The sequence below is a fragment of the Marinobacterium lacunae genome (assembly GCF_000705555.1).
In the GTDB taxonomy this organism is placed as follows: Bacteria; Pseudomonadota; Gammaproteobacteria; order Pseudomonadales; family Balneatricaceae; genus Marinobacterium_D; species Marinobacterium_D lacunae.
In genome coordinates, this window is record NZ_JMQN01000036.1 from 164840 (window position 1) to 191694 (window position 26855).

Sequence of the window (26855 nt, forward strand, 5' to 3'; positions counted from 1 at the left end):
GGAGATCAAAATGCATACGACCCGGGTACTGATTGCAGGCTGCGGGGATGTCGGCACCGCTCTGGGCCTCAGGCTCAGCGCAGAGGGCGCCGAGGTCCATGGTTTGCGCCGTACTATAAACCAGCTCCCCAAGCCCATCCAGCCAATTGCAGCTGACCTTGCGGCCAGCGGTCCGTTGCCCGCGTTACCGGCCTGCGACTATCTGGTCTACTGCGCGGCGGCCAAAAGCCGCGACCTCGATATCTATCGCGCCGTTTACGTCGATGGCCTGCGCCGGACCCTGGCGGCACTGCCGGTTCCGCCCAAACGGCTATTCCTGACCAGCTCCACGGGCGTTTACGGGCAACACGACCATGAATGGGTAGATGAGTTCAGCCCCACCGAGCCCGACAGCCCGACCGGCCAGATCCTGCTGGAAAGCGAAACCGAAGCTCGCAACGCGGGTTGCCCTGCCACCGTCGTGCGCTTTTCCGGCATATACGGCCCCGACCGAAACCACCTGATCAGCCAGGTGCGTTCAGGCATTCAGGCACCGGAGACACCCATACACTATAGCAATCGAATCCATCGGGATGATTGTGCGGGAATATTGACGCATCTAATCCGGCAAGACCTGCTCGGTGAGCAACTGTCACCACTGTATCTGGCCAGTGACGACGCACCCACGCCTATCCATGACGTGATGGCATGGCTGGCCGAGCAAACCGAAAGCCCGGTAACACAATGGCGTGAGGTACGTCGCGGCGGCAGCAAACGCTGCCGCAATCAGCGGATAAAGGCCAGCGGCTACCAGTTTATCCACAGCGATTATCGCAGTGGCTACGCAGCCCAGCTGGAGCGTTGAAGGCCGCCGTACAGGACGGCGGCCTTACAGGAGCTAGCTGTTGGCCAGTTCGTTAAGCAGTGTCTGCTGAGCACTGAACAACTCTTCTCCCTCGGCGGGAATATTCTGGGTGTAGCTGCCATCGGAGTGCAGCTCCCAGCTCTGGCAGTTGTCGCGCAGATAGTAGTCCAGCTCGCTACGGATGCGCGCGGCGTGCTTGCCGTACAGCTCGAAGCCGGTTTCGACACGGTTGAGCATGTTGCGCTCCATCCAATCGGCGCTTGAGCAGATTACGGTCGGTTTACCGGCATTGGCAAACCAGTAAACACGGGTGTGTTCGAGGAAGCGGCCAATGATGGAGCGCACCCGGATGTTATCGGAGATCCCCTCCAGCCCCGGGCGCAACCGACACATGCCGCGGATGATCAGGTCAACCTTAACGCCAACCTGGGAGGCCTCGTACAGCGTACGAATCAGCTTGGGCTCGGTCAGGCCGTTGACCTTGATGATAATGTGCCCCTCATTGCCGGCCTTGACGTTTCGGATCTCGTTATGGATGAGCTCGATCATCTTGGCATGCAGGGTAAAGGGCGCATTGTAGAGCTTCTGCAGCTTCTGGATTTTGCCCATGCCGGTCAGCTGCTGGAAGATCTTGTGTACATCCTCGCCCACCTGCTCATCGGCGGTCATATAGCTGTAGTCGGTATAGAGTCGAGCGGTGCCCGAGTGATAGTTGCCGGTACCCAGATGGCAGTATCGGGTCAGGTTATTACCCTCCCGGCGCACCACCAGCATCATCTTGGCGTGGGTCTTGTAGCCAACCACGCCATAAACGACAAGACAGCCCGCCTCCTGCAGGCGGCTGGCAAGCTGCAGGTTACTCTCCTCGTCAAAGCGTGCGCGCAGCTCAATGACGACCGTGACCTCCTTGCCCGCTCTGGCCGCCTCAACCAGCGCGTTGACGATATCGGACTTCACACCGGTGCGGTACAGAGTCTGCTTGATCGCGATGACGTCTGGATCCTTGGCCGCCTGGCGCAGCAGATCAATGACAGGCGTAAACGACTGGAAGGGGTGCAGCAGCAGCTGGTCACCCCGCTTCAGCGCGGAGAATACATCGTCGGTGCTCTTGAGCTTGTTGGGCAGTCCCGGTGTGAACGGATCCCAGCGCAACTCCTTGCGCTCGACCAGATCACGCACCGCCATCAGACGGGTCAGGTTAACCGGGCCGTCGACGCGATAGACATGGGCCGTCGGCAACTTGAACTCCTCCTGCAGGAACGCGATCAGATGTTCGGGCGTGCGGTTATCCACCTCAAGACGCACTGCATCGCCGAACTTGCGGGAGTGCAATTCGCCGCGCAGTGTGCGGGCCAGATCCTCGATCTCCTCGAAATCGAACGACAGGTCGGCGTTGCGGGTGATGCGGAACTGGAAACAGCCATCCACTGTCATGCCCGGGAACAGGGTGTCGGCAAATTCATGGATGATCGACGACAGGAAGATCAGATTATCGCCGCCATCGCACAGCTCGTCCGGCAACCGGATCAGGCGTGGCAGAGAACGCGGTGCCGGTATGATCGCCATACCGGTTTCGCGGCCAAAGGCATCTTTGCCGTCGAGCTCAACGATAAAGTTCAGGCTCTTGTTAACCAGTCGCGGGAAGGGGTGCGACGGATCCAACCCGATCGGACTGATCACCGGCACCACCTTCTCGTTGAAATACTCCTCAACCCAGGCTCGCTGCTCGGGCGTCCAGGTGCCACGGCGATGGAAGTGGATCCCTTCGCGCTCCAGTGCCGGCAGCATGATCTCGTTGAGAATACGGTATTGGCGGTCAACATTGATCTCGCAGATCTCGCGAATCTTCTCCAATACCTTCTGCGGATGCATGGCATCGGGGCCGACAGCCTCGCGACCGTACTTGAGCTGACGCATCTGCTCAGCTACGCGGATTTCAAAAAATTCGTCCAGATTGCTCGAGAAGATCAGCAGGAACATCAGCCGCTCAAGCAGCGGCTGCTTCTCGTCCAGCGCCTGCTCAAGCACGCGGACATTGAACTGGAGGTGGCTCAGTTCGCGGTTGATATACAGCTCCGACGCCTTGAGATCCACCGGAGGTGCCTCGATAGGATCGATCGTCGGCAAGCTCTCTCGGCTGTCGCGCAGCGCAACGGTCGCATCACAGACCTGTTCCAGCTCAGCGTTCTCGATCATCTCTTCAACTCCAGTTTCCAGCTCCATCATTTCCCTGCCAATAATAGATTATCGGTTTAAAAGACGCGCCGCTCTCATCGCGAAATAGGTGAGAATGCCGTCGGCGCCTGCGCGTTTGAACGCCAGCAGCGATTCCAGCATGACGCTCTCTTCATCCAGCCATCCGTTCTGGAATGCAGCCATATGCATCGCGTACTCGCCGCTGACCTGATAGGCAAAGGTTGGAACTTTGAGCTCCTCCTTAACACGGCGCACGATATCCAGGTACGGCATACCCGGCTTGACCATGACCATGTCGGCCCCTTCGGCCAGATCCAACGCTACCTCGTGCAGTGCTTCATCACTGTTACCCGGATCCATCTGGTAATTGAACTTGTTGCCCTTACCCAGATTACCAGCCGACCCAACCGCATCACGGAAAGGTCCGTAGTAAGCGCTCGCATACTTGGCAGAGTACGCCATTATACGTGTATTCACGAAGCTGCGGTCCTCCAGCTCATCGCGAATCTGGCCGATACGACCGTCCATCATGTCACTCGGCGCAACCACGTCGGCACCGGCCTCGGCATGAGACAGCGCCTGACGCACCAGTGTTTCGACGGTGCGATCATTCAGTACATAACCGCGCTCGTCGATGATTCCGTCCTGACCGTGGGTAGTAAACGGGTCCAGCGCCACATCGGTGATAACACCCAGCTCCGGCACAGCATCCTTGATCGCACGTACGGCACGCTGCGCCAGACCATTGGGGTTATAAGCCTCTTCCGCCAGCTCTGACTTGGCGCTCAGCGGCGTGACCGGAAACAGCGCCACAGCGGGGATACCCAGCGCCGCTACCTCCCTGACCTCCTTGACCAGCAGATCGATGCTCAGACGCTCGACGCCGGGCATGGAGGCCACTGCCTCTTTCTCACCCTCACCCTCGATGACAAACATCGGGTAGATCAGATCGTCCGGGCTCAATCGATTCTCGCGCATCAGGCGGCGGGAAAAATCGTCTGCACGCATACGACGCATACGGGTATCGGGGTAAAAACGCTGACTGTTGCTGAAAGCCACGGCTCGTTCCTTAATTCTGGATTCGCATTTGACGACAGTAAGATGACACTTGCATGACAACCGATAGGGATACAAGGCCAGGTCGACGCATGAAGCCATAGTAACCCAATCGCTCCTGCGCCTCATCAGGCCCGGATCAATCACCCTGTGCAATGCGGGCAAAACTGAGTATGAATATTTCGAGAGTAAAATCGGAAAAACTAGGAAAAATTCCTATATCCATTTTTGCAGGTGCGGTCATAATGGGTTTCAGGATCTCCTGTTCAGGGACTGAATGCCCGGATGGCGCGTAAAACGGCATCGCAGGACAGCAGGACGCACGCAGGATGCATCAAGGTGCATGGACAAAGGACGCCAATAAAGGGGTGTATGACGGAACATGCACCCCTTTGTCTTATAAAGAGCCTTGTAAAGAGCCTTGTACAGACCCACCCTACACTCCCCTCTCCGTCCAATACACGCACAGCCTCGCACCACACAGCCGTGTAGTGGCCAGTCGTCACGTGTCAGTTCAGATAAATTTCAGGAAGTAGAGCTTTGAAGCTCGGGCAGACGGTCGGCCCATACGCGCTGAGACAGCGACGCTATAGGCTCTTGACGGCCATCAAGTAACCAATCGACCAGTGCCGATGCGGTATCGGGCCAAAGCAGCGGATCGGGATTGGTTTCATCCAGCCACCGGGTGATGGCAGCCGGCTCAAGACGCTTCATGACACGGGCTCGGCCCAGATCAGCCAGCGCCCGGGCATTCGCCTCCTGTTCGATTTGATTGGCCAGTGGTTTGATCAGCAGCTTTTTCCCGGCCTGCATAGCCTCACTGCACAAACCGAAACCGGCATTACACATGACACCATCACAGCTCGCCAGATCACGTTGAAAGCCTTCACGTGAGAAGGGCTTGATCACCAAATTGCGCGCTTCCTGCTGTGCCTCTACCGCTGCGTAGATCAGGAACCGATACTCAGGGAAACCCTGCAACAGATAGCAAATATCATCTAGACGCTCGAACGGGAGATACACCAGCACCTCTTTCGCGCGCGTGGACACGGTAAAACTGGGGGGCTCGATCAATGGCGGCAGTATTGGCGCATCGAAATGGTGCCAGTGCACACCGATCGCCTGGTCCACCGGCGCAAACAGTTTCAAGGCCGGTTTCAACCAGGGTGCCGTCTTGGTACCGGGAACCCGATAACAAAACGCGTACTGATGGGCGATCCCGAGACTTGGCACCCGCTGACGACGCGCCGCCCAGGCAGTAACCGGTTCGAAGTCAGTCAGGACAAGATCGTAACCGCGGACATCCAGAGACTTAATGTCCCGCCATAACTGAAGCAGGCTATTACCGAACAGCGTTTTCGCCAGCTGCACCTTGCCCGCATCGGTGAAGAAGGTAAGGCCCCGCCGCGTGCGATAGTCGCCAAAGGGCTCCATGTTGAAATAGCGATCAGGCGTCCGGCCGCTAAAGAGGTAGTCCACCTCGACACCCGCTTTTGCAAGCACTGTGGACATCACCCTGGCACGGGTTATGTGGCCGTTCCCTGTCCCCTGAACGCCGTAGAGTATCCGCACCTCAGAACATCTCCCACAGGTGAAGCGAGAATACCCCGCAACAGATACCCAACAGGGCGCCAGCGGCGATATCCGTAGGATAGTGCACACCCAGCAGAATTCTGGACAGGCCAATCAGCGCCGCCACCACAAAGGCACCCAGTGCCAGCGAGGGGTAGAAGCTCGCCAGCACGGTTGCGAACAGGAAGGCTGCAGCAGCGTGGCCGGATGGAAAACTGAACTTGTCGGACGGCTCGATCACGGCCCTGAATCCATCGAGACGATGGCAGGGGCGGTCCCGGCGTATGGTGTTTTTCAGTAACAGATAGAGTGGTAGCTCCAGAGCGAACGCGAGTAACCCGACCTCCAGAAAGGTCAGCCCCAGTTCCTCCTCCCAGAGCGCAAGCCCCAATCCCAGCAGCAGATACAGCACACCGTCGCCAAGCCGGGAGACAAACCGACTGACAGGGGCCATGCCGAGATCCCGATGTAGATCGTTACACCAGTAAAAAATTCGGGTATCCACGGCGGTCAGCTTCTGCAGTCTGTTCATAGCGGTCATCCGGTTCTGTGCAGCCTGAGGGCATTATTTACAGAACCGGATGACAACCCGATGACTGAGGATTGACGCTTTGGTGACGGTAGCCGCTGGGCCGCTTAATCCAGAGTGCGCTGAAACCAGTCACAGACCAGCACGGTCAGCTGCTCGGGATTATCCCAAGGGATCATATGCCCCTCGCCCGGTACCCGTATCCACTCGAACGGGTGAACCAGTGCCTCAAGCACGCGGCGCGTATACTCCACCGAGAGCACTTCGTCGTGCTCACCCTGAATGATACCGGCCTTGAAATCGTACTGCTGGGACGCCACACCCGCGCGGTGGGTGAAAAGGCTTGAGAGTGTGCTCAATGGATAGTCAAACACAACACGGTGGTCATCGTTGATCGCCTCCCCTGCCGGATTACCAGCCAGCAGGGTGTCAAAGTCGATAAACGAGCGTAGCGGTAAACGTAGCGACGGAAACAGCTGTGCCGAGCCCCAGGTCCAAAACCAACCCGCCTGATGCAACATGTCTGGCGGTACCTCAGTCAACAGCAGCGTGCCGCACAACACCGAGCCGATTCGCGCATCGCACTCGGCCAGCGCAACAGCCAGCATCGCGCCGATGGAGTATCCGTAGACACCGACCTTGCCGTTGGAGCGCGGTAAAAGTGCCGACACCACCCGCTCCAGATCACAGACCGTCTGGTCGACGGTATATTCGCCGCGCCGCCCATCGGAATAGCCGTGCCCCCTGGGGTCGACACCGACGACGTTAAAGCCTCGCGCGCTGACGGAAGCCAGCAGCTCAGCATAGAGCTCCGAATAGGTGCCAATACCCGGCAGAAACAGGATTAGCGGCGAGGCATCGCTGTGGTGGTAATACTCACAGTGCACACCCTCTGGCCCGATGCGAAACGCTTCCCGGGCTGACAGAAAGCGCTCGATTCCAAGTTTTTCGCGCAGCTCACGGCGCACTGGATCATCCGGTGCATCAAATACCGGGGGTGCCAGATGTTCGGCAGGACGGTTCATCTTCGCTCCCGTTTCACGATGGGGGATGGCATATCAGGCGCTACGTCTGACACAGGCTACAAAATACCGTGCTGCGCTGCGCCAAACGTACCTCTTTCAGTATGTTGCCACATCCGGGACAGGCCTCACCAGCACGGCCGTAGACATTCAGCTCTTGGCTGAAATAGCCAGGCTTACCGTCGCCACCGACAAAGTCCCGCAGTGTCGTGCCACCCTGCTCGATTGCTCTGGCCAGCACCGCCTTAATTGCCGCCACCAGGGTTTGCAGTCTGGCGATCGAAATCCGTCCGGCTGCGCGCCGCGGATCGATCCCGGCCAGATACAGCGCCTCGTTGGCGTAGATGTTGCCAACTCCGACCACAACATGACTGTCCATGATCACCGCCTTGATGTTGGACCGACGGCCCTTGCAGCACCTGCCCAGATGATCGACATCAAATGCATCCGACAGCGGCTCGGGCCCCAGCGATGCCAGCAGCTTGTGCTCCTCCCCCTCGGCTTGCCATAGCAAAGCGCCAAAACGTCGGGGATCGGTCAGACGCAACATCAGACCGCTGTCGAGCTCAAGATCCACGTGGTCATGCTTACCGGCCACCGTGCCCTGAGGCAGAATCCGCACACTGCCCGACATGCCCAGATGAAGCAGCGCACAGCCTCCATTAACGGCAATCAGCAGGTATTTACCCCGACGACTAACGGAGCGGACGATCTGCCCTTCGAGATGGGCAGCTAGATCTGACGGTACAGGCCAGCGCAAGCGGGGCTGGCGCACCCTCAAGGCGGTAATCCGGTGCCCCTCGAGATAGGGTGCTATACCGGCGCGACTGGTTTCGACTTCAGGTAGTTCAGGCATGCTCTAGATCCAATGCGGTCAGCGGGCACGCTGAGGGCGCAACACCAGATAGACGCCAGCAACGGTGATCGCCACCCCGCATAGCGCAATCAGCCCCAGCTGCTCGTCGAATAACCACCAGGCCTCGATCGCGGTAACCGGTGGCACAAGGTAAAAATAGCTCGCCACCCGCGATGACTCACCCTCGCGAATCATCAGCATCAGCAGCAGGATAGCCGATACGGACAGTCCCAGTACCAGCCAGGCCATGGCGCCGATGAGCGGCAGTTGCCAATCGACAACACGGGTTTCGAACGCAAACGATAGCAAGCCCATCCAGACCGCCGTGGCCAGATACTGAAAAAAGGAACCGGCCACCAGATCGACGCCCTGACCAAAACGTTTCTGGTAGAGCGTACCCACCGAGATGGCGACCAGCGCTACCAGCACTGCCAGCAACGCCGCTGGCATCAGCTCGAACTGGTTAAGACGGTTGCCACCGGCCAATACCAGCACAACACCCAACAGCCCCAACGCCAGCCCAAGCCACTGCAGCAGGCGCAACCGCTGCTGCCAGATCACCCAGGCCAGTACCGCGGTCAACAGGGGTTGCAGGCCGACAATGAGGGAGGTCACGCCCGCGGGCATCTGCCAGCGAATCGCAGCAAAGACACCGCCCAGATAGCCGGCATGGACCAGTGATCCGACCACCATCTGGTGAAGCGCCTGATGACGATTCGGCCAACGTGAGCGCAGCACCAGAATGAGTCCTGCGAACACTACAAGCGTCAACAACATGCGAATAAACAGGAAGTTGAACGGCTCGATGTAGGGCAACCCGAAGCGGGCGCCAATGAAGCCCGTACTCCATAACAGCACAAATAGCAGCGGTACTATCTGTTTAACGCGCGAAGAATCCAGCATCCCTGTTGTACTCATTGTTACCCCATAAAAAGACAAAAGGCCGCCCTGCTATAAGGGCAGCCTTCAGCAGAAGGACTGTCCCGGTAATTACACCCGGAACTGCTTCATCAGATCGGTCAGTTTGTTTGCCAACGCAGACTGCCGCGACGAGTTATTGGCCACCTCGGCGGAAACCTGATTGACCTCGTTGGCCGCACCGTGGATCGCTTCGATATTGGCGTTGATACCTTCAGAAACCTGATGCTGCTCCTCGGCGGCACTGGCGATCTGTGTAGCCATATCGGTGATCTGGTCCACTGAGCGCTTGATCTGCTCAAACGCCTCATGTGCCTGCTCGGACAATGACACCGCCTCTTTCGACTTCGCCTGGCTCGCCGCCATGGTATCCACGACCTGCTTGGTACGTACATTCAAGCGCTCAACCAGAGCACCGATCTCTTCGGTCGACACCTGAGTACGCTGCGCCAGCGTACGCACCTCGTCGGCGACCACGGCAAAACCGCGGCCGGAATCGCCGGCTCGCGCCGCCTCGATCGCTGCGTTCAGCGCCAGCAGGTTGGTCTGCTCAGCAATGCCGCGAATCACCTCAAGAATGGTGTTGATCTGGCCGGTTTCCTGTTCAAGCTCACCGATATAGTTCACCGACTGGGCAACCTGCTCGCCCAACTGGCGCACACTGCTTTCGGTGCTTGCCATAATCCGCTTGCCGCTGTCGCTCGCTTCCTGACTTGCACCTGCCGCATCGGCAGTCTGAGCGCAGCTGCGGGCCACTTCGCTGGCAGTCGCGGACATCTCGTTGACCGCGGCCACCATGCTCTCGACTTCGCGCAGCTGGTGTTCACTGGCACGATCAACAGCCGCTGCACTGCTTTGTGCCTGAGCCGAAACACTGGCCACCTCATGGGCGCTCTGGTTCACCTGAGTCACAAGCCCCTGCAGCGAATCCAGGAACTGGTTGAACCAGGTCGCCAGATCGCCCGCCTCATCGCGGCTGACAACACTCAGTCGGCCGCGCAGATCACCACCACCCTGGGCAATCTCCTTCAACCCCTTACTCACCATCAGAATCGGCTTGACCAGCATTCCGGAGAGCCAGAACGCCAGCACACAGACCGCCAGCAACACCAGCGCGGTAATACCCAGGGTCGTCCACATCAGCTCTTGAGCAGGCGCCATGATCTCGCTTCTTGGCATCAGAGCGACCAGTTTCCAGCCCAACTCATCGGACTGGTGAACACGCGCTTCATATTCCTCGCCATTGAGCGTCAACTGCAGAAGCCCCGAGGAAGCCTTGTCCAACTGCTGATAGGCGCTGCCGGAGAGATCGGCTAAGTTCTTGAAGTTATTATCAGGATTCGAGGCATCGACCAGCACCTTACCGGTATCTTCGACCAGAATCAGAAAGCCCTTCTCACCCAGTTTTACCTGCTGCGCCATATCGGTCAGAGATGCCAGCGATACGTCAGCAGAAAGCACCCCCAGCAGCTTGCCATTGCTGTCTCTAAAGGTATGCGACACCGGCACCAACGTGATGTCATCACCGGCCCAATAGTAGGAGTCACCAAAGAGAATGGCATCGGGCTTAGCCTTGGTGGTCATGTACCAAGGGCGCTTACGCGGATCGTAGTCAGCCGTCATCTTGCTTTCAGGCCACTGCACGTAGCCACCCATTTCGGTGCCGATATAGACATAATTAAAGCCGGGGTGCGTGCTACCGAAGCGCTCGAGATGACGATAGATATCGGCCTCCAAGCCACCGTTTTTCGTCGGTGTCATCTGTTGCTCGGGCTGGTCGTAGTAGGTTTTGATACTGTCATCAACCTGCCGCAGGATCGGTGCCTTGGCCAGATGTTCGATATCCCGTCCTATATCCCGAAAGAATGCGCTGAATGAGTCATCAACCGTCTGTAGTTGCAGTGCGCTGATTTCGGCAAAGCGCTCCTGCGCCGCCTCCCTCGACTGGCTGATACTGAATAGAGAGAGCAGAACACTCGCCAACAGCGTATTGGCGACAAATGCGAGGATAAGTTTCTGTTTGATCTTCATTATCTGTAGGTTCTCGGATTATCCGGTTGGACCAGGGCCCATCCTCTTGCTAGCGCCGCACACCCTGTAGCTGCAATCCCAAGTACCCGATTTTCAGGTTGGGACCTTAATATAGCGGAAGTTGCGAAATTCATTAACTGGAATACGACATCGGACAGTTGCCGCAGAGTCATGCCCACCGAAGCGCTCCAAATTTTTACTGCTGACCCTCTCAGCTGTGCAGCTGACATAAAAAAACCCCGGCGGGTAAGCCAGGGTTTTTTGAAAGCTGATCAAGATTACTTGATCTTGGCTTCCTTGTAGATCACGTGCTTGCGAACAACCGGGTCGTATTTCTTGAATTCGAACTTGTCCGGAGTGTTACGCTTGTTCTTGTCGGTGGTGTAGAAGTGACCGGTACCGGCAGAGGATACCAGGCGGATCTTCTCGCGTGCGCCTTTAGCCATGATTCAAATCTCCTCAGACTTTCTCGCCGCGGGCACGCAGTTCGGTCAGAACTGTGTCGATGCCCTTCTTGTCGATGATACGCATGCCCTTGGAGGAAACACGCAGACGTACGAAACGGTTTTCGCTCTCAACCCAGAAACGGTGCCAGTGCAGGTTCGGCAGGAAGCGACGACGCGTCTTGCGCTGAGAGTGGGAAACGTTGTTTCCGGTTACCGGGCCTTTGCCCGTTACCATGCAAACTCGAGACATTGTTTTAAACCTTATGTTTGGGTTCTCTATTAACCTCTGTCCGATGTTTATCGAGAGCGATGCAGCAACTCTCTCAGGCGGAGCGTCCAATAAACCGAACTGAATACCGTACCATTACGGGACAGAAGGCCGCGTATATTACAGATATCTAGCGGTCAGTACCAGCCTTTTGTTTATTAAATCACCAGCGTGCCACTCGACCATTAGAGCCAGCCGCGTTCGGCAAAGGAGACGCTCTCGCCATCTCCCACCACTAAATGATCGAGCACCCGCACCTCGACCAGCGCCAGCGCCCGCACCAGCTGGTCGGTGATCTGGCGATCCGCCTGAGACGGCTCCGCCACACCCGAAGGGTGGTTGTGCGCCAGTATCATTGCCGCCGCCTGATGCCTTAGCGCCAGCGCCACAACCTCACGGGGATAGACACTGGCCGCGTTGATGGTGCCGAAAAACAGCGGCTCATATCGAATCACCCGATGCCGGTTGTCCAGTAACAGGCAGGCAAATACCTCACGTGGCTCATGGCGCAGCTGCGCGGCCAGATACTGGCGCACCGCTTGCGGGCTCTCCAGCGCAGAGCCGCGTTCAAGTTGTGCTGCCAAGTGGCGGCGCGACATCTCCATGACGGCCTGTAGCTGCACATACTTGGCCTGCCCAAGCCCAAGTGCGGCGCAAAACTGGTGTTCCGATGCTTCCATCAGTTGCCTCAGGCCCCCGAAACGGGTCAGCAACTCGCGGGAGAGGTCGACCGCGCTTTTGCCCTTGACGCCGGTTCTGAGAAAGATTGCCAGCAGCTCTGCATCGGAGAGCGCATCCGCCCCTCTTGCGAGCAGTTTTTCCCTTGGCCGCTCCTGCGCCGGCCAGTCCGATATCGCCATTATCCACCTCCTTGTGGTTTGGCAGTGTGCGTTCCGTACTACGCAATACAGAGCCAAGATGGTATCGTAAAGCGCTTAATCAGCCCACCAGCTCATCCAGATATTATCGGATACACAGGGTATGCACAGACTTACTAACCGTCGGATTCTATTGGGAATCACTGGCGGCATCGCGGCCTATAAAAGCGCCGAGTTAACCCGCCTGCTCAAGGGTGCCGGAGCCGATGTTCGTGTCGTTATGACACCGGCGGCCACCGAGTTCATCACGCCTCTAACGTTGCAGGCGCTCTCCGGTAATCCCGTTCATCTGCAGCTGCTTAATCCCGAAGCGGAAGCCGGGATGGGCCATATCGAGCTGGCCAAGTGGGCCGACCTTATTCTGGTTGCACCGGCCAGTGCCGATTTCATTGCCCGACTGGCCGCCGGCATGGGGGACGATCTGCTCACCACTCTGTGCTTGGCCAGCGATGCCCCCATCTGCCTGGCACCGGCGATGAATCAGGCCATGTGGCGTGACGCCCGCACCCAACAGAATGTGGATAAGTTAAAAGCCAGCATCGACATTCAGCTGTTCGGCCCCGGTATCGGGGAACAGGCCTGTGGCGATACCGGCCCGGGGCGTATGCTGGAGCCCAGCCAGCTCGCTGAACTCTGCGCCGGACAGTTCGAGACGCTTGCACTGAGCGGACGTACCGTTTTCATCACCGCAGGCCCCACACGCGAAGCACTGGACCCAGTCCGCTACATCTCCAACCATAGCTCCGGCAAAATGGGCTATGCACTGGCAGAAGCGGCGCGGGATGCCGGTGCCCGAGTGAAGCTGATTACCGGCCCTGTCAGCATCGCCGCCCCCGAGCGGGTGGAGTGCATCAGGGTGGAAAGTGCCCAGCAGATGCTGGATGCATCGCTGACCGGGTTGTCCGGTTGCGACCTGTTCATCGCGGCCGCCGCGGTGGCTGACTACCGTCCTGTCTCGATCGCCGAGCACAAGATCAAGAAAGGCTCCGAAGAGATCATGGAGCTTCATCTGGTCAAGAACCCGGATATTGTGGCCACCGTGGCCGCCGCTGAGGATCGTCCCTATACCGTCGGGTTTGCAGCGGAGACCCGTGATGTGGTGAGTTATGCTCAGAACAAACTCGCACGCAAAAAGCTCGATCTGATCGTGGCGAACGATGTCTCCGCACCCGGCATCGGCTTCAACAGCGACGAAAACGCCGTCACGCTGGTCGGGCCCGATAGTATTGAAACCCTGCCTCAAACCCATAAACAGCAGCTGGCTCGCCAGCTGATCAACAGAATAGCCAGACACTTCAATGAGTATGCGAAAACTTCAGGTAAAGATTCTTGATTCCCGTATCGGTCAGCAGTTTCCGATGCCCGCCTATGCCACCGAAGGCTCCGCCGGTCTCGACCTGCGCGCCTGCCTGGACGAGGCACTGACGCTGGAGCCCGGACAGACCGAACTGATTCCCACCGGCCTTGCAATCCATATTGAGGACCCGAACCTGTGCGCCATGATCCTGCCGCGCTCCGGCCTGGGGCATAAGCACGGCATCGTGCTCGGCAACCTGGTCGGCCTGATCGATTCCGACTATCAAGGCCAACTGTTCGTATCCTGCTGGAACCGCGGCCATACCACCTTCAGCGTCGAGCCGGGCGAACGCATAGCCCAGATGGTGCTGGTACCGGTTGTACAGGCGGACTTCGAGGTAGTCGAAGAGTTTACCGATAGCGACCGTGGCGACGGCGGTTTCGGATCCTCCGGCCGACACTGAACCGAATAGCGTGCAAGGAGCCTGCAATGAGCTTTGATCTGGATACATTCGACACCGGCGTTTTCCGCGCCTATGACATTCGCGGCATCGTCGGTAAATCGCTGACCGAACCGCTGGTCTACCATCTGGGCCGCGCCTTTGCCGCCAGTGCCCATGAGCAGGGGATCGGCGAGGTTGTCGTCGGCGCCGACGGCCGACTGTCCGGCCCGCGTCTGAAGGAGGTGCTGACCGAAGGTTTGCGCGACGGCGGTTGCGATGTCATCGATATCGGGTATGTGCCGACACCGGTGCTGTACTTTGCCGCCCACCAGCGTGCTCACCAGACCGGCATCATGATCACCGGCAGCCACAACCCGTCCGACTACAACGGCTTCAAGATGATGCTCGCCGGACACACGCTGTCCGGTGATGAGATTCAGAGCCTGCGCACGCGTATCGAGCAGCGCGCCTACACCGATGGCAAGGGCTCGCTCAGCGAAGAGGATGTTGCAGAAGCCTACCTGCAACGCATCGCCGGCGATGTGCATGTCAGCCGCCCGCTCAAGGTGGTAGTGGACTGCGGTAACGGTATCCCCGGTATTCTGGCGCCGGAGCTGATTCAACGCCTTGGCGTTGAGATCATCCCACTGTTCTGTGACGTGGATGGCACCTTCCCCAACCACCACCCGGATCCGGGCAAGCTGAAAAATCTGCAGGACGTGATCGCCAAGGTTGCCGAAACCGGTGCCGACCTTGGTCTCGCCTTCGATGGCGATGGCGACCGCGTCGGCGTTGTCACCGAAAAAGGCAAAGTCGTCTATCCCGACCGTGTGATGATGCTGTTCGCCGAGGATGTGATCTCCCGCAACCCCGGTGCCGAAATCCTGTTCGATGTTAAATGCTCTCGCCTGCTGCCACAGGTTATCGCCAAGGCGGGTGGCAAACCGACCATGTGGAAAACAGGACATTCGCTGATCAAGCGCCAGATGAAAGTAAGCGGGGCGCTGCTCGCCGGCGAAATGAGTGGCCATATCTTCTTCAAGGAACGCTGGTACGGGTTCGATGACGGTCTCTACAGCGCTGTACGTCTGCTCGAAATACTGGCCAAGCGTTCGGAAAGTGCCGATGCCATCTTCAGTGCGTACCCGGAGGATCTGAGCACGCCTGAGATCAATATCGAGGTGACCGAAGAGAACAAGTTCCAGATCGTCGAAGCCCTGCAGCAACTCGATTTCCCGGACGGTGAGGCCTGCCGTATTGACGGTGTTCGTGTCGACTATGCTGATGGCTGGGGTCTGGTTCGCGCTTCGAACACGACACCGGTGCTGGTGTTACGCTTCGAAGCAGAGACAGAAACGGCTCTCGAGCGTATCCGAAACGAATTTCAGACCCGTTTGCACAGCGTTGACGCCAGCCTTGATATCCCCCACGACTGAGCCGGCGCCACAACACAGATAGAGGAAGTCACAATGCCCCTGACCCGAGACCAGGCGATCTCCACCGCCAATGTATTGTCCGAAGCAATGCCCTATATCCAGCGCTTCGTCGGCAAAACACTGGTAATCAAATATGGCGGTAACGCCATGACCGACGAGAAGCTCAAGGCCAGCTTCGCGCGCGATATCGTGATGATGAAACTGATCGGTATCAACCCGATCGTCGTGCACGGCGGCGGTCCGCAGATCGGCGATCTGCTGGATAAGCTGAATATCCAGTCACACTTCATCAACGGTATGCGCGTCACCGACGAAGCCACCATGGACGTAGTCGAGATGGTGCTCGGCGGTATGGTCAACAAGGAGATTGTCGGCCTGATCAACGCCGCCGGCGGCAAGGCGATCGGCCTGACCGGCAAGGACGGTGAGCTGCTGCGTGCACGCAAGCTCAAGGTCAAGCACAAGACCCCAGAGATGGAAGCGCCTGAGATTATCGATATCGGCCATGTCGGCGAAGTCGAGCGGGTGAACGTCAAGGTGCTGGATATGCTGGTCAACTCCGACTTCATCCCGGTGATTGCACCGATCGGCGTCGACGAAAAGGGACTCTCGTACAACATTAACGCCGATCTGGTCGCAGGCAAGGTGGCAGAGGTTCTGCAGGCCGAGAAGCTGATTCTGCTGACCAATATCGCCGGCCTTATGGATAAGGAGGGTAAGGTTCTGACCGGCCTTTCAACCCGTCAGGTGGACGATCTGATCGAGGACGGCACTATCTATGGCGGCATGCTGCCCAAGATCGGCTGTGCCCTCAGCGCAGTGAAGAGCGGCGTGAACAGCGCCCATATCATCGATGGCCGCGTCGAACACTCCTGCATGCTTGAGATCTTCACCGATGTCGGTGTCGGTACTCTGATCACCAACAAGAGCCTAGGCTAAGGACGGCGGATGAGCGAAAAACAGCTGGAACAGAAGGTCTCGCGTCGCGAGCAGATCCTGCAGTCTCTGGCCCAGATGCTCGAGGTCAACCCTGGGCAGCGCATCACGACCGCCGCGCTGGCCCGCGAAGTCGGCGTCTCGGAAGCGGCACTGTACCGCCACTTCCCGAGCAAAGCGCGTATGTTCGAAGGCCTGATCGGGTTTATCGAAGATACCCTCTTCTCACGCGTCAACCTGATCGCGGGCTCAGACGCCAGCGGGAAACGTCAGTGCGAGCAGATCCTCACGCTGCTGCTGGCCTTCGTAGAAAAAAATCCGGGCATGGCCCGCATCCTGACCGGCGATGCGCTCTCCGGCGAAACCGAGCGCCTGAGGACACGGGTCAACCAGCTGTTCGAGCGGCTGGAAACCCAACTCAAGCAGATCATGAGAGAAGCCGAGGTCCGAGAGGGCCTGCGCACTGAGATCCCTGCAGGATCAGCAGCCAATCTGATTCTGGCTACAGCGGAAGGACGCATCCGCCAGTTCGTACGCAGCGAGTTCAAGCGCCGACCGACCGAGTTCTGGCCAGAGCAATGGACACGCCTGGCCCAAGGCCTGTTCCGGCAGGGCTAAGGTCTACGCAGACGAAGGCACCCTCGGGTGCCTTTTTTTATCCCCGTGCTTCCCACCGTATCGCTATGCACCAAATCGTCCGCGGCCCTACCGAAAAAATGTAATACCGGTTACTCTTGGCGACCTATTACAAGAGTACACCTCCGGAAGGAAGCAAGGAGCAGAGATGTCGGAGCCATTCAAAGGCCCATTTGATGGTCGCCCCCTGGCATTTGCAATTGCCATCGCCGCTATACTGCTGACCGCCAGCAACCTGCGAGGCGGCATCGTAGTTGTTGGCCCGCTGGTAGAGGATATCCGCACCGGCCTTGGTTTCAGCGCCAGTCAATTCAGCATGCTGACAACACTGCCGCTGATCTGTTTCGGCATTGTATCCTCTATGGTTCCGGCGCTGGCTCGCCGACTTGAGCCGCCCCAGCTGGTGATCATTGGCTTACTGTTGATCAGTGCCGGTGCGCTGCTGCGCATGACCTCGACATTCAGCCTGATCCTGATCGGCACCCTGCTGCTGGGCTCCGCCATTGCACTGCTCAATGTGCTGATTCCCGGTCTGGTCAAAGGCTATTTTCCGCGCCACCCCGGCGTCATGACCGGCCTGTACACGGTGACACTGGGCATCGGCGCCGGCCTCGGTGTGTACCTTGCGATCCCCCTTCGCGATCTATTCGACAACTGGCGGGCCCCCATGGCGCTCTGGGCCATTGTTCCACCGCTGTGTGTTCTACCCTGGCTGTATCTGCTAAGAGTGCACACACGCAGTTACCAACCGCCACAGACCGATCGGATCAACCTGTGGCGTAACACAAAGGCGTGGGCGGTAACCGGATACATGGGGCTGCAATCCACCTTCTTCTATTCGATCATCACTTGGCTGCCGAATATGCTGATCGACAACGGGCTGAGCGATACCCATGCAGGGGTTGCCACATCGCTGGTCAATCTGGCGGGGATTCCGGCCAGCCTGGCAGCCCCCCTGTTAGCCACCCGCATGAAGGATCAGCGGTTGCTGGTGCTCGCCATCGCTGTCCTCGCAATGGCAGGGCTGGGCGGCTTGCTGCTGGCGCCTTCCCAAGCCCCGCTGCTATGGGCATCGCTGATCGGTATCAGTGGCGGTGCGGCACTTAGTCTATCGCTGACGCTCTTTGCACTGCGCACCAACAGCACTATCGAGGCGGTCTCGCTCTCGGCAATGGCACAATCTGTGGGATACATGATTGCAGCCGCAGGTCCGCTGGTTATTGGCACGTTAAACGACCTCAGCGGCAGCTGGTTCTATGCTGTCGCCTTGCTGCTGGCGTTGCAGGTACTGCAATGTTTGGCGGGACTGGTCGCGGGTAAGCCGGGCACTATCGGACGCTCTTAAGTGGTGCCTGCGCACGCGTCCAGGCTTGCTGGCGGCGCACGGCATCTGCCTGTTCGTTGAGATAGGCCGATGCCGACATCAGACTGATGCCGTACTCGCCAAGCTCAGGCAGTGCCTGTTCGAGAAACGTGAGCGTTTCGGGGTAAGGGTGGCCGATCACCACGACACTGCCCTTGGTGCGGGCCAGTTTGACCGCATGCAGGAAGCGTTCACCAATGGCCTCGGCCGTGCGCTCGTTATCCAGAAACACATCTCGTTTGAGTGCGGGTATACCGGCATTCATCGCACTGTCATAGGCTTTGGTTTGCGCCGTCGTCCTGCTGTCGACGAAAAAAAGCTTGCGCGCACGCAGCACCTCCATTACCCAATCCATCTGTTCGGACTTCTGGGTCATCAGGCTACCCATGTGATTATTGACGCCTATCGCTTCAGGTACCGCGTCAAGATCCTCACGCAGTGTCGCTTGCAGCTCCTGCTTGTTTTGCTCCGGTGTCAGCGCACCCGGTCCTAGCCTGAGGTGATGAAGGTTCGCCATGGGCGCGTGCAGAATCACCTCTTTGTCCATTCTAGAGGCTTCTTCACTCAGGTGTCGGGCGTGTGGAGTCAGGGGTAATACGGCATAAGTAACAGGCCCCGGCAAGGCCAAAGCCGCTTCACCCAAGGCCAGATTGGTGCCGACATCGTCGATGATCAGCACCATTCGCGGTCCCATCTGCTGCCACGGCTCCAAAGGTGCCGCATTCAACTTGCTGACCAGCAATGTCAGCAGCACTATCAGGACAGAGCGCACGCCTTTAGCCGCCTTGAGATCCTGTCGAGACGATATTGAGCGCCTTCAGCAAATTCACCGCCTGATACAACTGGAAGTCACGCTGGGCCAGCTCTTCATCGCCATTAGTCACCTGTTCAACAGCGGCGGCGTTCTCCAGATGACCTGCGAGATCCCGCTCTTTGATGAAGTCTTCATGGACCACCGAGGTCAGACGCCCCTCCTCGACCACCAGGTCAGGCTGTATGCCCTGCGCCTGAATCGAGCGTCCTTCGGGGGTGAAGTAGCGGGCGGTCGTGAGTTTCAGTCCACGGTCGTTGCCCAACGGCAACACGGTCTGCACAGAACCTTTGCCGAAGCTGTCGGTGCCCATCAGCACCGCGCGATGATGGTCCTGCAACGCACCGGCCACGATCTCCGATGCCGATGCAGAACCGCCGTTTATCAGTACTACCAGCGGCAGGTCCGGCTCCGGCGTCTTGGCGGTCGCGCTGAACTCCAGCTGCGAACTGGGCAGGCGCCCCTCGGTGTATACGATCAGGCCCTTATCGATAAAGGTGTCGACCACATCGACCGCAGCCTGAAGCACCCCACCGGGGTTGTTGCGCAGATCCAGGACCAGGCCCTTGAGCTGAGTCTCTTCACTCATATCCACCAGTGCCTTGCGAAGATCATCGGCGGTATTGAGCTGGAACTGGGTGATGCGCACATAGCCGTAGCCAGGCTCAAGCAATTTGGGTTTGACGCTGACCACCTTGATCGCATCGCGCACCAATTTAACCTCGAATGGCTTCTCCACGCCGTCACGCACGATCGTCAACCGGATCTCGCTTCCGATCTCTCCTCGCATCATGTCCACCGCATCGTTAAGGCCAAGCCCCTGCATCGGCGTGTCATCTATCTTGATGATCAGGTCACCGGCTTTGATGCCAGCACGTTGTGCAGGGGTGTCATCTATGGGGGCGATCACACGAACGAAGCCATCCTCCATGCCGACTTCAATGCCGAGTCCACCAAACTCGCCACTGGTATGCACCTGCAGGCTGTCAAACGCGTCGGGCTCGAGGTAACTGGAGTGCGGATCCAGCCCCGCCAACATGCCCCGGATGGCGTCCTGCAGCAGCTCCCGGTCATCCACCGGCTCGACATAGGCGTCTTTGATCCGGCCGTAGACTTCGGCAAACATACGCAGCTCTTCAAGGGGCAGGCCCTGAACCGCTTCCTGCTGTCCGGTGTCTTCGACATCGGCCGCCCGCCCCTGTATGGGTACCAACAGCAGCGCACTTAACCCGAGCAGAAGAGAGGTGTGTTTCAGATCAGAGATCAGCTTCATAGCGATATCCTTGAGGTGATGTTCAACGGCGTGACAGCCACTGGCCCGGATCAATTGACCGGCCGCCGTGGCGAATGGCGAAGTAGAGCCCCGCCTGCTCATAGCCACCGCTTTCACCGGTGGTCGCGATGACCGCTCCGGGGCGAACCCAGCTACCCGTCTCGCGCAACAAACTCTGGTTGTGTCCATACAAACTCATATAACCGTCGCCGTGATCGATAATCAACAGCAGACCGTACCCCCGTAGCCAATCGGCAAAGACGACACGCCCACCATGAACGGCATGCACTTCCTGTCCCGTTCCGGACTGAATAAGCACACCCTCGTAGGACAGACCGTTTACCTTATCGCCGAAGCGACGAACAAGCTTGCCATCAACAGGCCAGTTCAACTTGCCCTTGAGCGTCGCAAACGCCTGATCCGCGGTTTCCAGTCGAGCACGCTTGATCGACTCGACGATCTTAACCAGCAACGACTCCAGCTGCTTGCGATTGGATTCCAGATCGGCCAGCTTGCGCCTGTCCTCTTGCAAGGATGCCTTGATCTTGGCAAGAGAGGCCGCTCGCGCCTCCCGTGCACTGGATAGCGCCTGCTTCTGCTGCTCAAGTTCGGCCCGCTTCTGCACTATCTTTTCGTTAGTCGTAGCGGCCTGAGTCCGGGTCGACTGAAGAGCCTCGAGCTGTGTCCGATAGACCTTGAGCTGCTCAATCAATTTCGCATTGAGTTGATCGTAGTAATACAGCAGACGTTCAACCCGCGCTGGATCCTGCTCGCTGAGCATCAGCTGCAACTGAGGCTGGCGACCTTCGCGATACTGGGCTCGCAACTGCTCCTGCACACGCTGGCCACTGGCCTTGAGTTGCTGTTCAAGCGCCGCCTCGCGCTCATTGAGCGTACCGAGGTCGGCATCCAGCCCAGCCAATTCATCATTCAGCGCGCTTAACTGTGCACTGACCTCGCCAATGCGCTTCTCGCTGTCGCGAAGCGCCCGCTCCTGTTTTTTCTGCTCACCCTTTTGCTGCTCGATACCTTTCTGCAGCTGACCAATCTCCCGCTTGAGCGATTGAATCTGGGCCTCGGTCGCCTGTTTGTCCGCGTCGGTCGCCGCCATCAAGGGCAGCGACAACACCAGAAACAGAACTGTCAGCAGTGAACGCATGCGGTGGCAGGCACCTTCAGCTCAGGTGAACGAGACTTTTGCCGGTCATCTCGCCCGGCGCCTCGAGACCGAGCAGATCAAGCAGGGTCGGCGCAAGATCACACAGCGCTCCGTCATCCAGGCTCAGTTGCTCCGCGCGCGGGCCATCGTATATCAGTGCCACCGGCCAGCTGGTGTGGGATGTGTGAGGCTCACCACTGTCCGGATTGACCATCAGTTCGACGTTGCCGTGATCGGCGGTAATCAGCGTCTCACCCTGAACCTCAGCCATCGCCGCCAATACGCGCGACAGGCACTGATCCAGCGTTTCCACGGCCTTCACGGCGGCGTCGAATTTGCCGGTATGGCCAACCATATCGCCGTTAGCGAAGTTGCAGACAATCAGATCGAATTTACGGCTCAGAATCGCCTCGACCAGCTTATCCGTAACCTCAGGTGCGCTCATCTCCGGCTTCAGATCGTACGTGGCAACCTGCGGCGAAGGCACCAGAATACGCTCTTCGCCGGGATATACCGCCTCTTCACCACCGTTGAAGAAAAAGGTCACGTGGGCATATTTCTCTGTCTCAGCGATACGTAATTGGGTCTTGCCCAGCCCTGCCAGATACTCGCCCAGCCCGTTATGGATCTTCGCCGGAGGGTAGGCACAGCTAGCCGGTATGCTGGCGGCATATTCGGTCATCATCACGTAATCGGCCAGTGCCGGACACGCCTTGCGCTCGAAGCCATCAAAAGCCTCTTCGACGAAACAACGGGTGATCTCGCGTGAGCGATCCGGGCGGAAGTTGGCGCAGATAACGGTGTCGCCGTCCTGCACGGTACCTTTCGGGTGCCCGGCCATATCGGTAATGACGGTGGCGGTTACAAACTCGTCGTTCTCGTCACGTACATACGCCTCGGCCAGTGCTTGCTGGGCAGACTGCGCGCGTTGCGGCGCCTCGCCCAATGTCATCGCGTTATAGGCCAGTTCGACACGGTCCCAGCGGTTATCGCGGTCCATGGCGTAGTAGCGGCCCACTACAGTGGCAATTGCACCCACTCCAAGCGCACGGAATTTGGCTTCCGCGGCCGCAATGGAGGGCTCTGCAGAGCGCGGCGGCATGTCCCGGCCATCAAGCACGGCATGCAGGTAAATCGCTTTCGCTCCGCGCTTGGCGGCCATCTCGGCAAGCGCAAAAATATGATCTTCGTGACTGTGAACACCGCCGGGTGAGAGCAACCCTAACAGATGCACGGCACGACCGGCCTTGATCGCCTTGTCCATCGCCGCTACCAAAACCTGATTCTCGAAGAACTCGCCATCCTCGATCGCTTTGGTGATGCGCGTCAGGTTCTGGTAAACGATGCGCCCTGCACCGATATTCATGTGCCCGACTTCAGAATTACCCATCTGCCCGTCCGGCAAGCCGACGGCAAGGCCCGATGTGTGGATACGGCTATTGGGCTTGGATGCCAGCAAACGATCCCAGGTCGGCGTATTCGCGGCCTGAATAGCGGAGGAGGGGGTGGACTCGATACCAAATCCGTCGAGGATGATCAAAGCCTTGGTGGAACGTGCGTCAGTCATGGGTCAGATACGATCTTAAATTAGTTTATTTCGGGAATATGCACTCTATTCCCCAGCATAGAGTTAATCTCGCTAGTGTACCTCAGAGCGGCCCGTAACGCGCATTTTCCTAGGCAAAGCTTATCCCCCGGACGTTGCCCATGTATACTTGGCCGCTTATTTAACAGCCCTCTGCTTACGGACTTGTTATGGATCGTCTGATTGAATTTGCCACCCAACACTATTATCTCATCGCAGCCTGGGGTTTAACGCTGGCGATGCTTCTGTGGACCGAGAATCGAAAGTCGGGCCGTTCGGTCTCTCCGGCGGAAGCGACACGCATGATCAACAAGGAAGGTGCCGTCGTACTGGATATCCGCTCGAAGAAAGAGTGGGATACCGGCCGCATCACCGGTGCACTTCACATTCCCCTGGCCGATCTTGATCGCCGCATTGGTGAACTCAAGGCTGACAAGGACACGCCGATCATCGTGGTCTGCAATCTTGGCCAGACAGCGGGTGCCGCGACCAAGAAACTCAAAGCAGCAGGCTTCAACGCAGCTGTCCGCCTCTCAGGTGGCATGACCGAATGGCGCGGCGAAAACATGCCGGTCGTCAAATAATGCCAAACGTAGAGATCTACCTGACTCGCTGGTGTCCTTATTGCCACCGGGCACGCATGTTGCTCGATCATAAGGGCGTCAGCTACACCGTCATTGACGTCGACAGCGCCCCTGAACTGCGCCAGTTAATGCGTGATCGTGCCAACGGGTCACATACCGTGCCGCAGATCTTCATTGGTAATACACACGTCGGTGGCTGTGATGACCTATTCGCGTTAGAGCGACAGGGCCAGTTGGACACCTTACTGGCAGAAACCAGCCAAGCTATCAATTAAAAAGGAAAAAACCGATGTCCGAGAATCAGACTCAACCTCAGTTCGCACTCAAGCGCGTTTACCTGAAAGATGCTTCGCTGGAAACACCAGCCGCGCCCCAGGTGTTCACCAAAGCCTGGCAGCCAGAGGTCAACCTCGACATCAACACCCGCAGCACCTCTCTGGATGAACAGCACTTCGAAGTCGTGTTGTCCCTGACCGTGACTGTAAAAAATGAAGGCGAAGCTGCTTTTCTGGTAGAAGTACAGCAGGCCGGCATCTTCCTGCTGGCAGGATTGGGTGAAGCAGAAGCCAAGCACACACTCGGCGCTTTCTGCCCCAACCTATTGTTCCCCTATGCGCGCGAAGCGATCGACAACCTGGCTTCCAAGGCCAGCTTCCCGGCACTGATGCTGGCTCCGGTCAACTTCGACGCTCTCTATGCACAGCAATTGCAGCAGGCACAGGCCAACGGTGGAGAAACCCACTAAGCCAGCCCCGCCCCGGACCGAGGCTTAACGCCCGGTCCGGCAGATCCTCACACCCCTTCAGCTTTATCCCACTTCCGTCGTGATTCGAAATAGCCACCGTTGAAAAGGTCGAAATACCGCTCTAGATGACTTGCAGCGACGGTCTCGCCAAATTGTTCCAATAAGGCGATTGCCACCTCCGCCGTACACAGATGTTCCTCTACTTTCGAGCGCCGCAATGCATAACGGGAAAGCCGCTCTGTTTTCGGCTCGATCACTGGCAAGTGCTGCAGATAACGGCTGTGCCTGAACATTCTGCGCGCCTGCCTCCAGGTACCGTCGAGGATGATGAATACCGGAATTCGGTCATTACCACCGTCGACAACATCAATCATCCTGTGTGCGTAATCTTCACCTGATGGAAAGACGATGCATGGTGCATATCGAGGATCTGCCAGCGCATCAAGCAACGCCTGCGGTGGATCAAGCCGAGACCACTCAAATATCTGCGTCTGGGCAATAGAGTGCGCTATCAGTCGTCCGGTATTGGTGGGTTTGTAAAACTCGTTATGGTGGGTCAGTAGCCAAAACTGGCAGCGAGCTTTCACCTCGTCTCGATGCTCACAAATACAGCTATCAACGGGGAGCCTGCACTCATCACAGCGCTCCACGCCCGCCCCTCGTGCGAGGTAAGGCCTTCTCGGGGGATTTTCTAACACTTGGACAACAACCTGCTGAAAATAGATCTAGGCGGCACTATACTGGCTTTTCCCTTTTCGACAAGCACAACCCTCGTAGGTCTTTAATGGAACGGAGTTTTAGTACGCTTATCCCGCCACAACCGGAGATCCTCATTGATCTCGCAACCGAATTCAAAGCTGACGAACCCAATCTGGGGAAAATAGCTGAGTTACTGAAGGCGGACGTTGCTCTCTACTCCACCATATTGAAAGCGGTAAACAGCCCCTATTACGGCCTCGCCGTTACGGTCACCTCTATCGAGAGAGCCCTAAGCCTATTGGGGCTTGAGCGCGTATTCAGCCTCGTGCGTTTGACCATCATGCGCAACACCCTCAAAAAAACGGGCCGCCTGGAGCGTTTTTGGGATACCGCGCGCGATGTTAGCCAGCTGTCCATACGCGTTGCAGAGGAGCTAACAGACCTCAGCAAGGACGATGCCTACACCCTTGGCATGCTGCACGATTGCGGCCTACCCCTTATGGTCCAAGCGTTCCCCGATTATCGCTCTTTTCTCACTCAAGCAGGCAATCTGGAGCCGGCCGAATTTGAACGTCTTGAAGTAGAACAATTCGGCTTCAGCCACTACCAGATAGGCGCCCGAATGGCGGAACGCTGGTTTCTACCACAACACGTTGCTGACGCCATCCGCTTGCAACCTAGGATCACCGAGGTCATGAACGATAGCGTTGAAACCGACGAACTCACCCGCCACTTGTTAGCCGTTTTGGCGCTGGCTCAAGACATCAGTACCGAGTACCGCTATTACTGGCGTATATCACCCAGGCAGGAGCTATCCCACCTACAACCCGCCCTGAGCTTTCTCTCCACCTGCGATGTCGACTATTTGAACTTCAAGGAGCAGATTCTCGAAAACATGGGTGCCTGACGACGGGCTATCAAGCTTCGACACAAGGATGTGGTGTCACCAAAGACCCTGTTTGGAAATGCTCTGCCCATCGCTTGTTCCAACACATCTCACCCGCCCCGGACGCAAAAAACCCCAGCACCTTTCGGTACCGGGGTTCTTCACTCCCTCTCGGGATCATTAGGTGCCTGGCGATGACCTACAATAGGTCCCAAGCAGTGCTTGGGATCCCTTCGGGACGCCTGTGGCGCCTCCCCGCCGTACCTGCGGTACAGGCGTGGTCACATGGGCCCTTTTGTAGTGCACAGCGAGTCCCTCGCGCCAAACATAAAAAAAGGGCCACCCAACGGGTGACCCTTTTTTCATATTAGGTGCCTGGCGATGACC

Annotated in this window: 27 protein-coding genes; 11 read left to right on the forward strand and 16 right to left on the reverse strand. The window is 57.9% G+C overall.

Annotated features, from left to right (window positions below; translation table 11 throughout):
- Nucleotides 1-10 precede the first annotated feature (10 nt).
- Nucleotides 11-844 (forward strand): SDR family oxidoreductase, encoded by an 834-nt coding sequence (locus tag ADIMK_RS11905; protein ID WP_036188251.1) that lies wholly within the window; start codon nucleotides 11-13, stop codon nucleotides 842-844.
- Nucleotides 845-877: 33 nt separating this feature from the next.
- Here ADIMK_RS11905 and ppk1 read toward each other — a convergent pair whose 3' ends face one another.
- The 11 genes from ppk1 to radC all read right to left on the reverse strand — a co-directional run bounded on the left by ppk1 (nucleotide 878) and on the right by radC (nucleotide 12598).
- Nucleotides 878-3040, reverse strand: a complete 2163-nt coding sequence (gene ppk1 / locus ADIMK_RS11910) for a polyphosphate kinase 1 (RefSeq protein ID WP_051692905.1) — start codon at nucleotides 3038-3040, stop codon at nucleotides 878-880.
- A 48-nt stretch (nucleotides 3041-3088) separates the two neighbouring features.
- Entirely contained in the window at nucleotides 3089-4099 is a 1011-nt protein-coding gene (gene hemB / locus ADIMK_RS11915) for a porphobilinogen synthase (protein ID WP_036188253.1), read from the reverse strand.
- Between the two features lie 522 nt (nucleotides 4100-4621).
- A complete protein-coding gene (locus ADIMK_RS11920; RefSeq protein ID WP_036188255.1) occupies nucleotides 4622-5668 on the reverse strand; it encodes an MJ1255/VC2487 family glycosyltransferase in 1047 nt (348 codons plus the stop codon).
- 1 nt (nucleotide 5669) lies between these two features.
- Nucleotides 5670-6200, reverse strand: a complete 531-nt coding sequence (locus ADIMK_RS11925) for a phosphatase PAP2 family protein (RefSeq protein WP_197027527.1) — start codon at nucleotides 6198-6200, stop codon at nucleotides 5670-5672.
- Nucleotides 6201-6304: 104 nt separating this feature from the next.
- Nucleotides 6305-7222 carry an alpha/beta hydrolase gene (locus ADIMK_RS11930; RefSeq protein WP_051692897.1) on the reverse strand — a complete coding sequence of 306 codons (918 nt, stop codon included), beginning with the start codon at nucleotides 7220-7222 and terminating at the stop codon, nucleotides 6305-6307.
- Nucleotides 7223-7262: 40 nt separating this feature from the next.
- Nucleotides 7263-8075 carry a bifunctional DNA-formamidopyrimidine glycosylase/DNA-(apurinic or apyrimidinic site) lyase gene (gene mutM, locus ADIMK_RS11935; protein ID WP_036188257.1) on the reverse strand — a complete coding sequence of 271 codons (813 nt, stop codon included), beginning with the start codon at nucleotides 8073-8075 and terminating at the stop codon, nucleotides 7263-7265.
- 18 nt (nucleotides 8076-8093) lie between these two features.
- Complete coding sequence (locus tag ADIMK_RS11940) at nucleotides 8094-8993, reverse strand: DMT family transporter (protein ID WP_231517044.1); 900 nt, start codon at nucleotides 8991-8993, stop codon at nucleotides 8094-8096.
- Between the two features lie 72 nt (nucleotides 8994-9065).
- Complete coding sequence (locus ADIMK_RS11945; RefSeq protein ID WP_036188260.1) at nucleotides 9066-11024, reverse strand: methyl-accepting chemotaxis protein; 1959 nt, start codon at nucleotides 11022-11024, stop codon at nucleotides 9066-9068.
- A gap of 278 nt (nucleotides 11025-11302) precedes the next feature.
- The gene (rpmG, locus tag ADIMK_RS11950; protein ID WP_027854336.1) at nucleotides 11303-11470 is read right to left on the reverse strand and encodes a 50S ribosomal protein L33; all 168 of its coding nucleotides are present in this window, start codon (nucleotides 11468-11470) and stop codon (nucleotides 11303-11305) included.
- A gap of 13 nt (nucleotides 11471-11483) precedes the next feature.
- Nucleotides 11484-11720, reverse strand: coding sequence for a 50S ribosomal protein L28 (rpmB, locus tag ADIMK_RS11955; RefSeq protein ID WP_036188265.1), 237 nt, complete (start codon nucleotides 11718-11720; stop codon nucleotides 11484-11486).
- A 203-nt stretch (nucleotides 11721-11923) separates the two neighbouring features.
- Nucleotides 11924-12598: a RadC family protein gene (gene radC / locus ADIMK_RS11960; protein ID WP_036188268.1), complete on the reverse strand. Its 675-nt coding sequence runs from the start codon at nucleotides 12596-12598 to the stop codon at nucleotides 11924-11926.
- Nucleotides 12599-12719: 121 nt separating this feature from the next.
- Between radC and coaBC the strand changes: the two genes are divergently transcribed.
- The 6 genes from coaBC to ADIMK_RS11990 all read left to right on the forward strand — a co-directional run bounded on the left by coaBC (nucleotide 12720) and on the right by ADIMK_RS11990 (nucleotide 18708).
- Nucleotides 12720-13949, forward strand: coding sequence for a bifunctional phosphopantothenoylcysteine decarboxylase/phosphopantothenate--cysteine ligase CoaBC (gene coaBC, locus ADIMK_RS11965; RefSeq protein WP_036188271.1), 1230 nt, complete (start codon nucleotides 12720-12722; stop codon nucleotides 13947-13949).
- The gene (dut, locus tag ADIMK_RS11970; protein ID WP_036188273.1) at nucleotides 13921-14376 is read left to right on the forward strand and encodes a dUTP diphosphatase; all 456 of its coding nucleotides are present in this window, start codon (nucleotides 13921-13923) and stop codon (nucleotides 14374-14376) included. Before coaBC ends, dut begins: the two co-directional genes overlap by 29 nt.
- 26 nt (nucleotides 14377-14402) lie before the next feature.
- Nucleotides 14403-15791: a phosphomannomutase/phosphoglucomutase gene (locus ADIMK_RS11975; protein ID WP_036188276.1), complete on the forward strand. Its 1389-nt coding sequence runs from the start codon at nucleotides 14403-14405 to the stop codon at nucleotides 15789-15791.
- A 33-nt stretch (nucleotides 15792-15824) separates the two neighbouring features.
- Nucleotides 15825-16730, forward strand: a complete 906-nt coding sequence (argB, locus tag ADIMK_RS11980; RefSeq protein ID WP_036188278.1) for an acetylglutamate kinase — start codon at nucleotides 15825-15827, stop codon at nucleotides 16728-16730.
- A gap of 9 nt (nucleotides 16731-16739) precedes the next feature.
- Entirely contained in the window at nucleotides 16740-17345 is a 606-nt protein-coding gene (slmA, locus tag ADIMK_RS11985; protein ID WP_036188281.1) for a nucleoid occlusion factor SlmA, read from the forward strand.
- Between the two features lie 166 nt (nucleotides 17346-17511).
- Nucleotides 17512-18708 (forward strand): CynX/NimT family MFS transporter, encoded by a 1197-nt coding sequence (locus ADIMK_RS11990; protein WP_036188283.1) that lies wholly within the window; start codon nucleotides 17512-17514, stop codon nucleotides 18706-18708.
- Here the strand turns inward: ADIMK_RS11990 and ADIMK_RS11995 are convergent.
- From ADIMK_RS11995 to gpmI, 4 genes are read right to left on the reverse strand one after another with little or no spacing between them, the layout of a single operon-like run.
- The gene (locus ADIMK_RS11995; protein WP_051692898.1) at nucleotides 18692-19498 is read right to left on the reverse strand and encodes a divergent polysaccharide deacetylase family protein; all 807 of its coding nucleotides are present in this window, start codon (nucleotides 19496-19498) and stop codon (nucleotides 18692-18694) included. The genes ADIMK_RS11990 and ADIMK_RS11995 overlap by 17 nt on opposite strands.
- 4 nt (nucleotides 19499-19502) lie before the next feature.
- The gene (locus tag ADIMK_RS12000) at nucleotides 19503-20810 is read right to left on the reverse strand and encodes a S41 family peptidase (protein WP_051692899.1); all 1308 of its coding nucleotides are present in this window, start codon (nucleotides 20808-20810) and stop codon (nucleotides 19503-19505) included.
- Between the two features lie 22 nt (nucleotides 20811-20832).
- A complete protein-coding gene (locus tag ADIMK_RS12005) occupies nucleotides 20833-21969 on the reverse strand; it encodes a murein hydrolase activator EnvC family protein (protein WP_036188286.1) in 1137 nt (378 codons plus the stop codon).
- Nucleotides 21970-21985: 16 nt separating this feature from the next.
- Nucleotides 21986-23536: a 2,3-bisphosphoglycerate-independent phosphoglycerate mutase gene (gene gpmI / locus ADIMK_RS12010; protein WP_036188289.1), complete on the reverse strand. Its 1551-nt coding sequence runs from the start codon at nucleotides 23534-23536 to the stop codon at nucleotides 21986-21988.
- A 188-nt stretch (nucleotides 23537-23724) separates the two neighbouring features.
- Between gpmI and ADIMK_RS12015 the strand changes: the two genes are divergently transcribed.
- From ADIMK_RS12015 to secB, 3 genes are read left to right on the forward strand one after another with little or no spacing between them, the layout of a single operon-like run.
- Entirely contained in the window at nucleotides 23725-24138 is a 414-nt protein-coding gene (locus tag ADIMK_RS12015; RefSeq protein WP_036188291.1) for a rhodanese-like domain-containing protein, read from the forward strand.
- Nucleotides 24138-24413, forward strand: a complete 276-nt coding sequence (gene grxC / locus ADIMK_RS12020; RefSeq protein ID WP_036188294.1) for a glutaredoxin 3 — start codon at nucleotides 24138-24140, stop codon at nucleotides 24411-24413. Before ADIMK_RS12015 ends, grxC begins: the two co-directional genes overlap by 1 nt.
- A 14-nt stretch (nucleotides 24414-24427) precedes the next feature.
- A complete protein-coding gene (gene secB, locus ADIMK_RS12025; RefSeq protein WP_036188297.1) occupies nucleotides 24428-24883 on the forward strand; it encodes a protein-export chaperone SecB in 456 nt (151 codons plus the stop codon).
- Between the two features lie 47 nt (nucleotides 24884-24930).
- Here secB and ADIMK_RS12030 read toward each other — a convergent pair whose 3' ends face one another.
- Complete coding sequence (locus ADIMK_RS12030; protein ID WP_036188300.1) at nucleotides 24931-25581, reverse strand: tRNA-uridine aminocarboxypropyltransferase; 651 nt, start codon at nucleotides 25579-25581, stop codon at nucleotides 24931-24933.
- Nucleotides 25582-25667: 86 nt separating this feature from the next.
- Here ADIMK_RS12030 and ADIMK_RS12035 point away from each other — a divergent pair, with 86 nt between their 5' ends.
- Nucleotides 25668-26489 carry an HDOD domain-containing protein gene (locus ADIMK_RS12035; protein ID WP_036188303.1) on the forward strand — a complete coding sequence of 274 codons (822 nt, stop codon included), beginning with the start codon at nucleotides 25668-25670 and terminating at the stop codon, nucleotides 26487-26489.
- Nucleotides 26490-26855 lie beyond the last annotated feature (366 nt).

Bases quoted from the DNA above. Each gene is read 5' to 3' on its own strand.
- ppk1 (WP_051692905.1), bottom strand. From the start codon at position 3,040: ATGATCGAGAACGCTGAGCTGGAACAGGTCTGTGATGCGACCGTTGCG.
- radC (WP_036188268.1), bottom strand. From the start codon at position 12,598: ATGGCGATATCGGACTGGCCGGCGCAGGAGCGGCCAAGGGAAAAACTG.
- coaBC (WP_036188271.1), top strand. From the start codon at position 12,720: ATGCACAGACTTACTAACCGTCGGATTCTATTGGGAATCACTGGCGGC.
- secB (WP_036188297.1), top strand. From the start codon at position 24,428: ATGTCCGAGAATCAGACTCAACCTCAGTTCGCACTCAAGCGCGTTTAC.
- argB (WP_036188278.1), top strand. From the start codon at position 15,825: ATGCCCCTGACCCGAGACCAGGCGATCTCCACCGCCAATGTATTGTCC.
- ADIMK_RS12015 (WP_036188291.1), top strand. From the start codon at position 23,725: ATGGATCGTCTGATTGAATTTGCCACCCAACACTATTATCTCATCGCA.
- ADIMK_RS11940 (WP_231517044.1), bottom strand. From the start codon at position 8,993: ATGAGTACAACAGGGATGCTGGATTCTTCGCGCGTTAAACAGATAGTA.
- ADIMK_RS12000 (WP_051692899.1), bottom strand. From the start codon at position 20,810: ATGAAGCTGATCTCTGATCTGAAACACACCTCTCTTCTGCTCGGGTTA.
- slmA (WP_036188281.1), top strand. From the start codon at position 16,740: ATGAGCGAAAAACAGCTGGAACAGAAGGTCTCGCGTCGCGAGCAGATC.
- rpmB (WP_036188265.1), bottom strand. From the start codon at position 11,720: ATGTCTCGAGTTTGCATGGTAACGGGCAAAGGCCCGGTAACCGGAAAC.
- ADIMK_RS11945 (WP_036188260.1), bottom strand. From the start codon at position 11,024: ATGAAGATCAAACAGAAACTTATCCTCGCATTTGTCGCCAATACGCTG.
- ADIMK_RS11925 (WP_197027527.1), bottom strand. From the start codon at position 6,200: ATGAACAGACTGCAGAAGCTGACCGCCGTGGATACCCGAATTTTTTAC.
- ADIMK_RS11990 (WP_036188283.1), top strand. From the start codon at position 17,512: ATGTCGGAGCCATTCAAAGGCCCATTTGATGGTCGCCCCCTGGCATTT.
- ADIMK_RS11905 (WP_036188251.1), top strand. From the start codon at position 11: ATGCATACGACCCGGGTACTGATTGCAGGCTGCGGGGATGTCGGCACC.
- ADIMK_RS11975 (WP_036188276.1), top strand. From the start codon at position 14,403: ATGAGCTTTGATCTGGATACATTCGACACCGGCGTTTTCCGCGCCTAT.
- grxC (WP_036188294.1), top strand. From the start codon at position 24,138: ATGCCAAACGTAGAGATCTACCTGACTCGCTGGTGTCCTTATTGCCAC.
- rpmG (WP_027854336.1), bottom strand. From the start codon at position 11,470: ATGGCTAAAGGCGCACGCGAGAAGATCCGCCTGGTATCCTCTGCCGGT.
- ADIMK_RS11930 (WP_051692897.1), bottom strand. From the start codon at position 7,222: ATGAACCGTCCTGCCGAACATCTGGCACCCCCGGTATTTGATGCACCG.
- dut (WP_036188273.1), top strand. From the start codon at position 13,921: ATGCGAAAACTTCAGGTAAAGATTCTTGATTCCCGTATCGGTCAGCAG.
- ADIMK_RS12035 (WP_036188303.1), top strand. From the start codon at position 25,668: ATGGAACGGAGTTTTAGTACGCTTATCCCGCCACAACCGGAGATCCTC.
- mutM (WP_036188257.1), bottom strand. From the start codon at position 8,075: ATGCCTGAACTACCTGAAGTCGAAACCAGTCGCGCCGGTATAGCACCC.
- ADIMK_RS12005 (WP_036188286.1), bottom strand. From the start codon at position 21,969: ATGCGTTCACTGCTGACAGTTCTGTTTCTGGTGTTGTCGCTGCCCTTG.
- gpmI (WP_036188289.1), bottom strand. From the start codon at position 23,536: ATGACTGACGCACGTTCCACCAAGGCTTTGATCATCCTCGACGGATTT.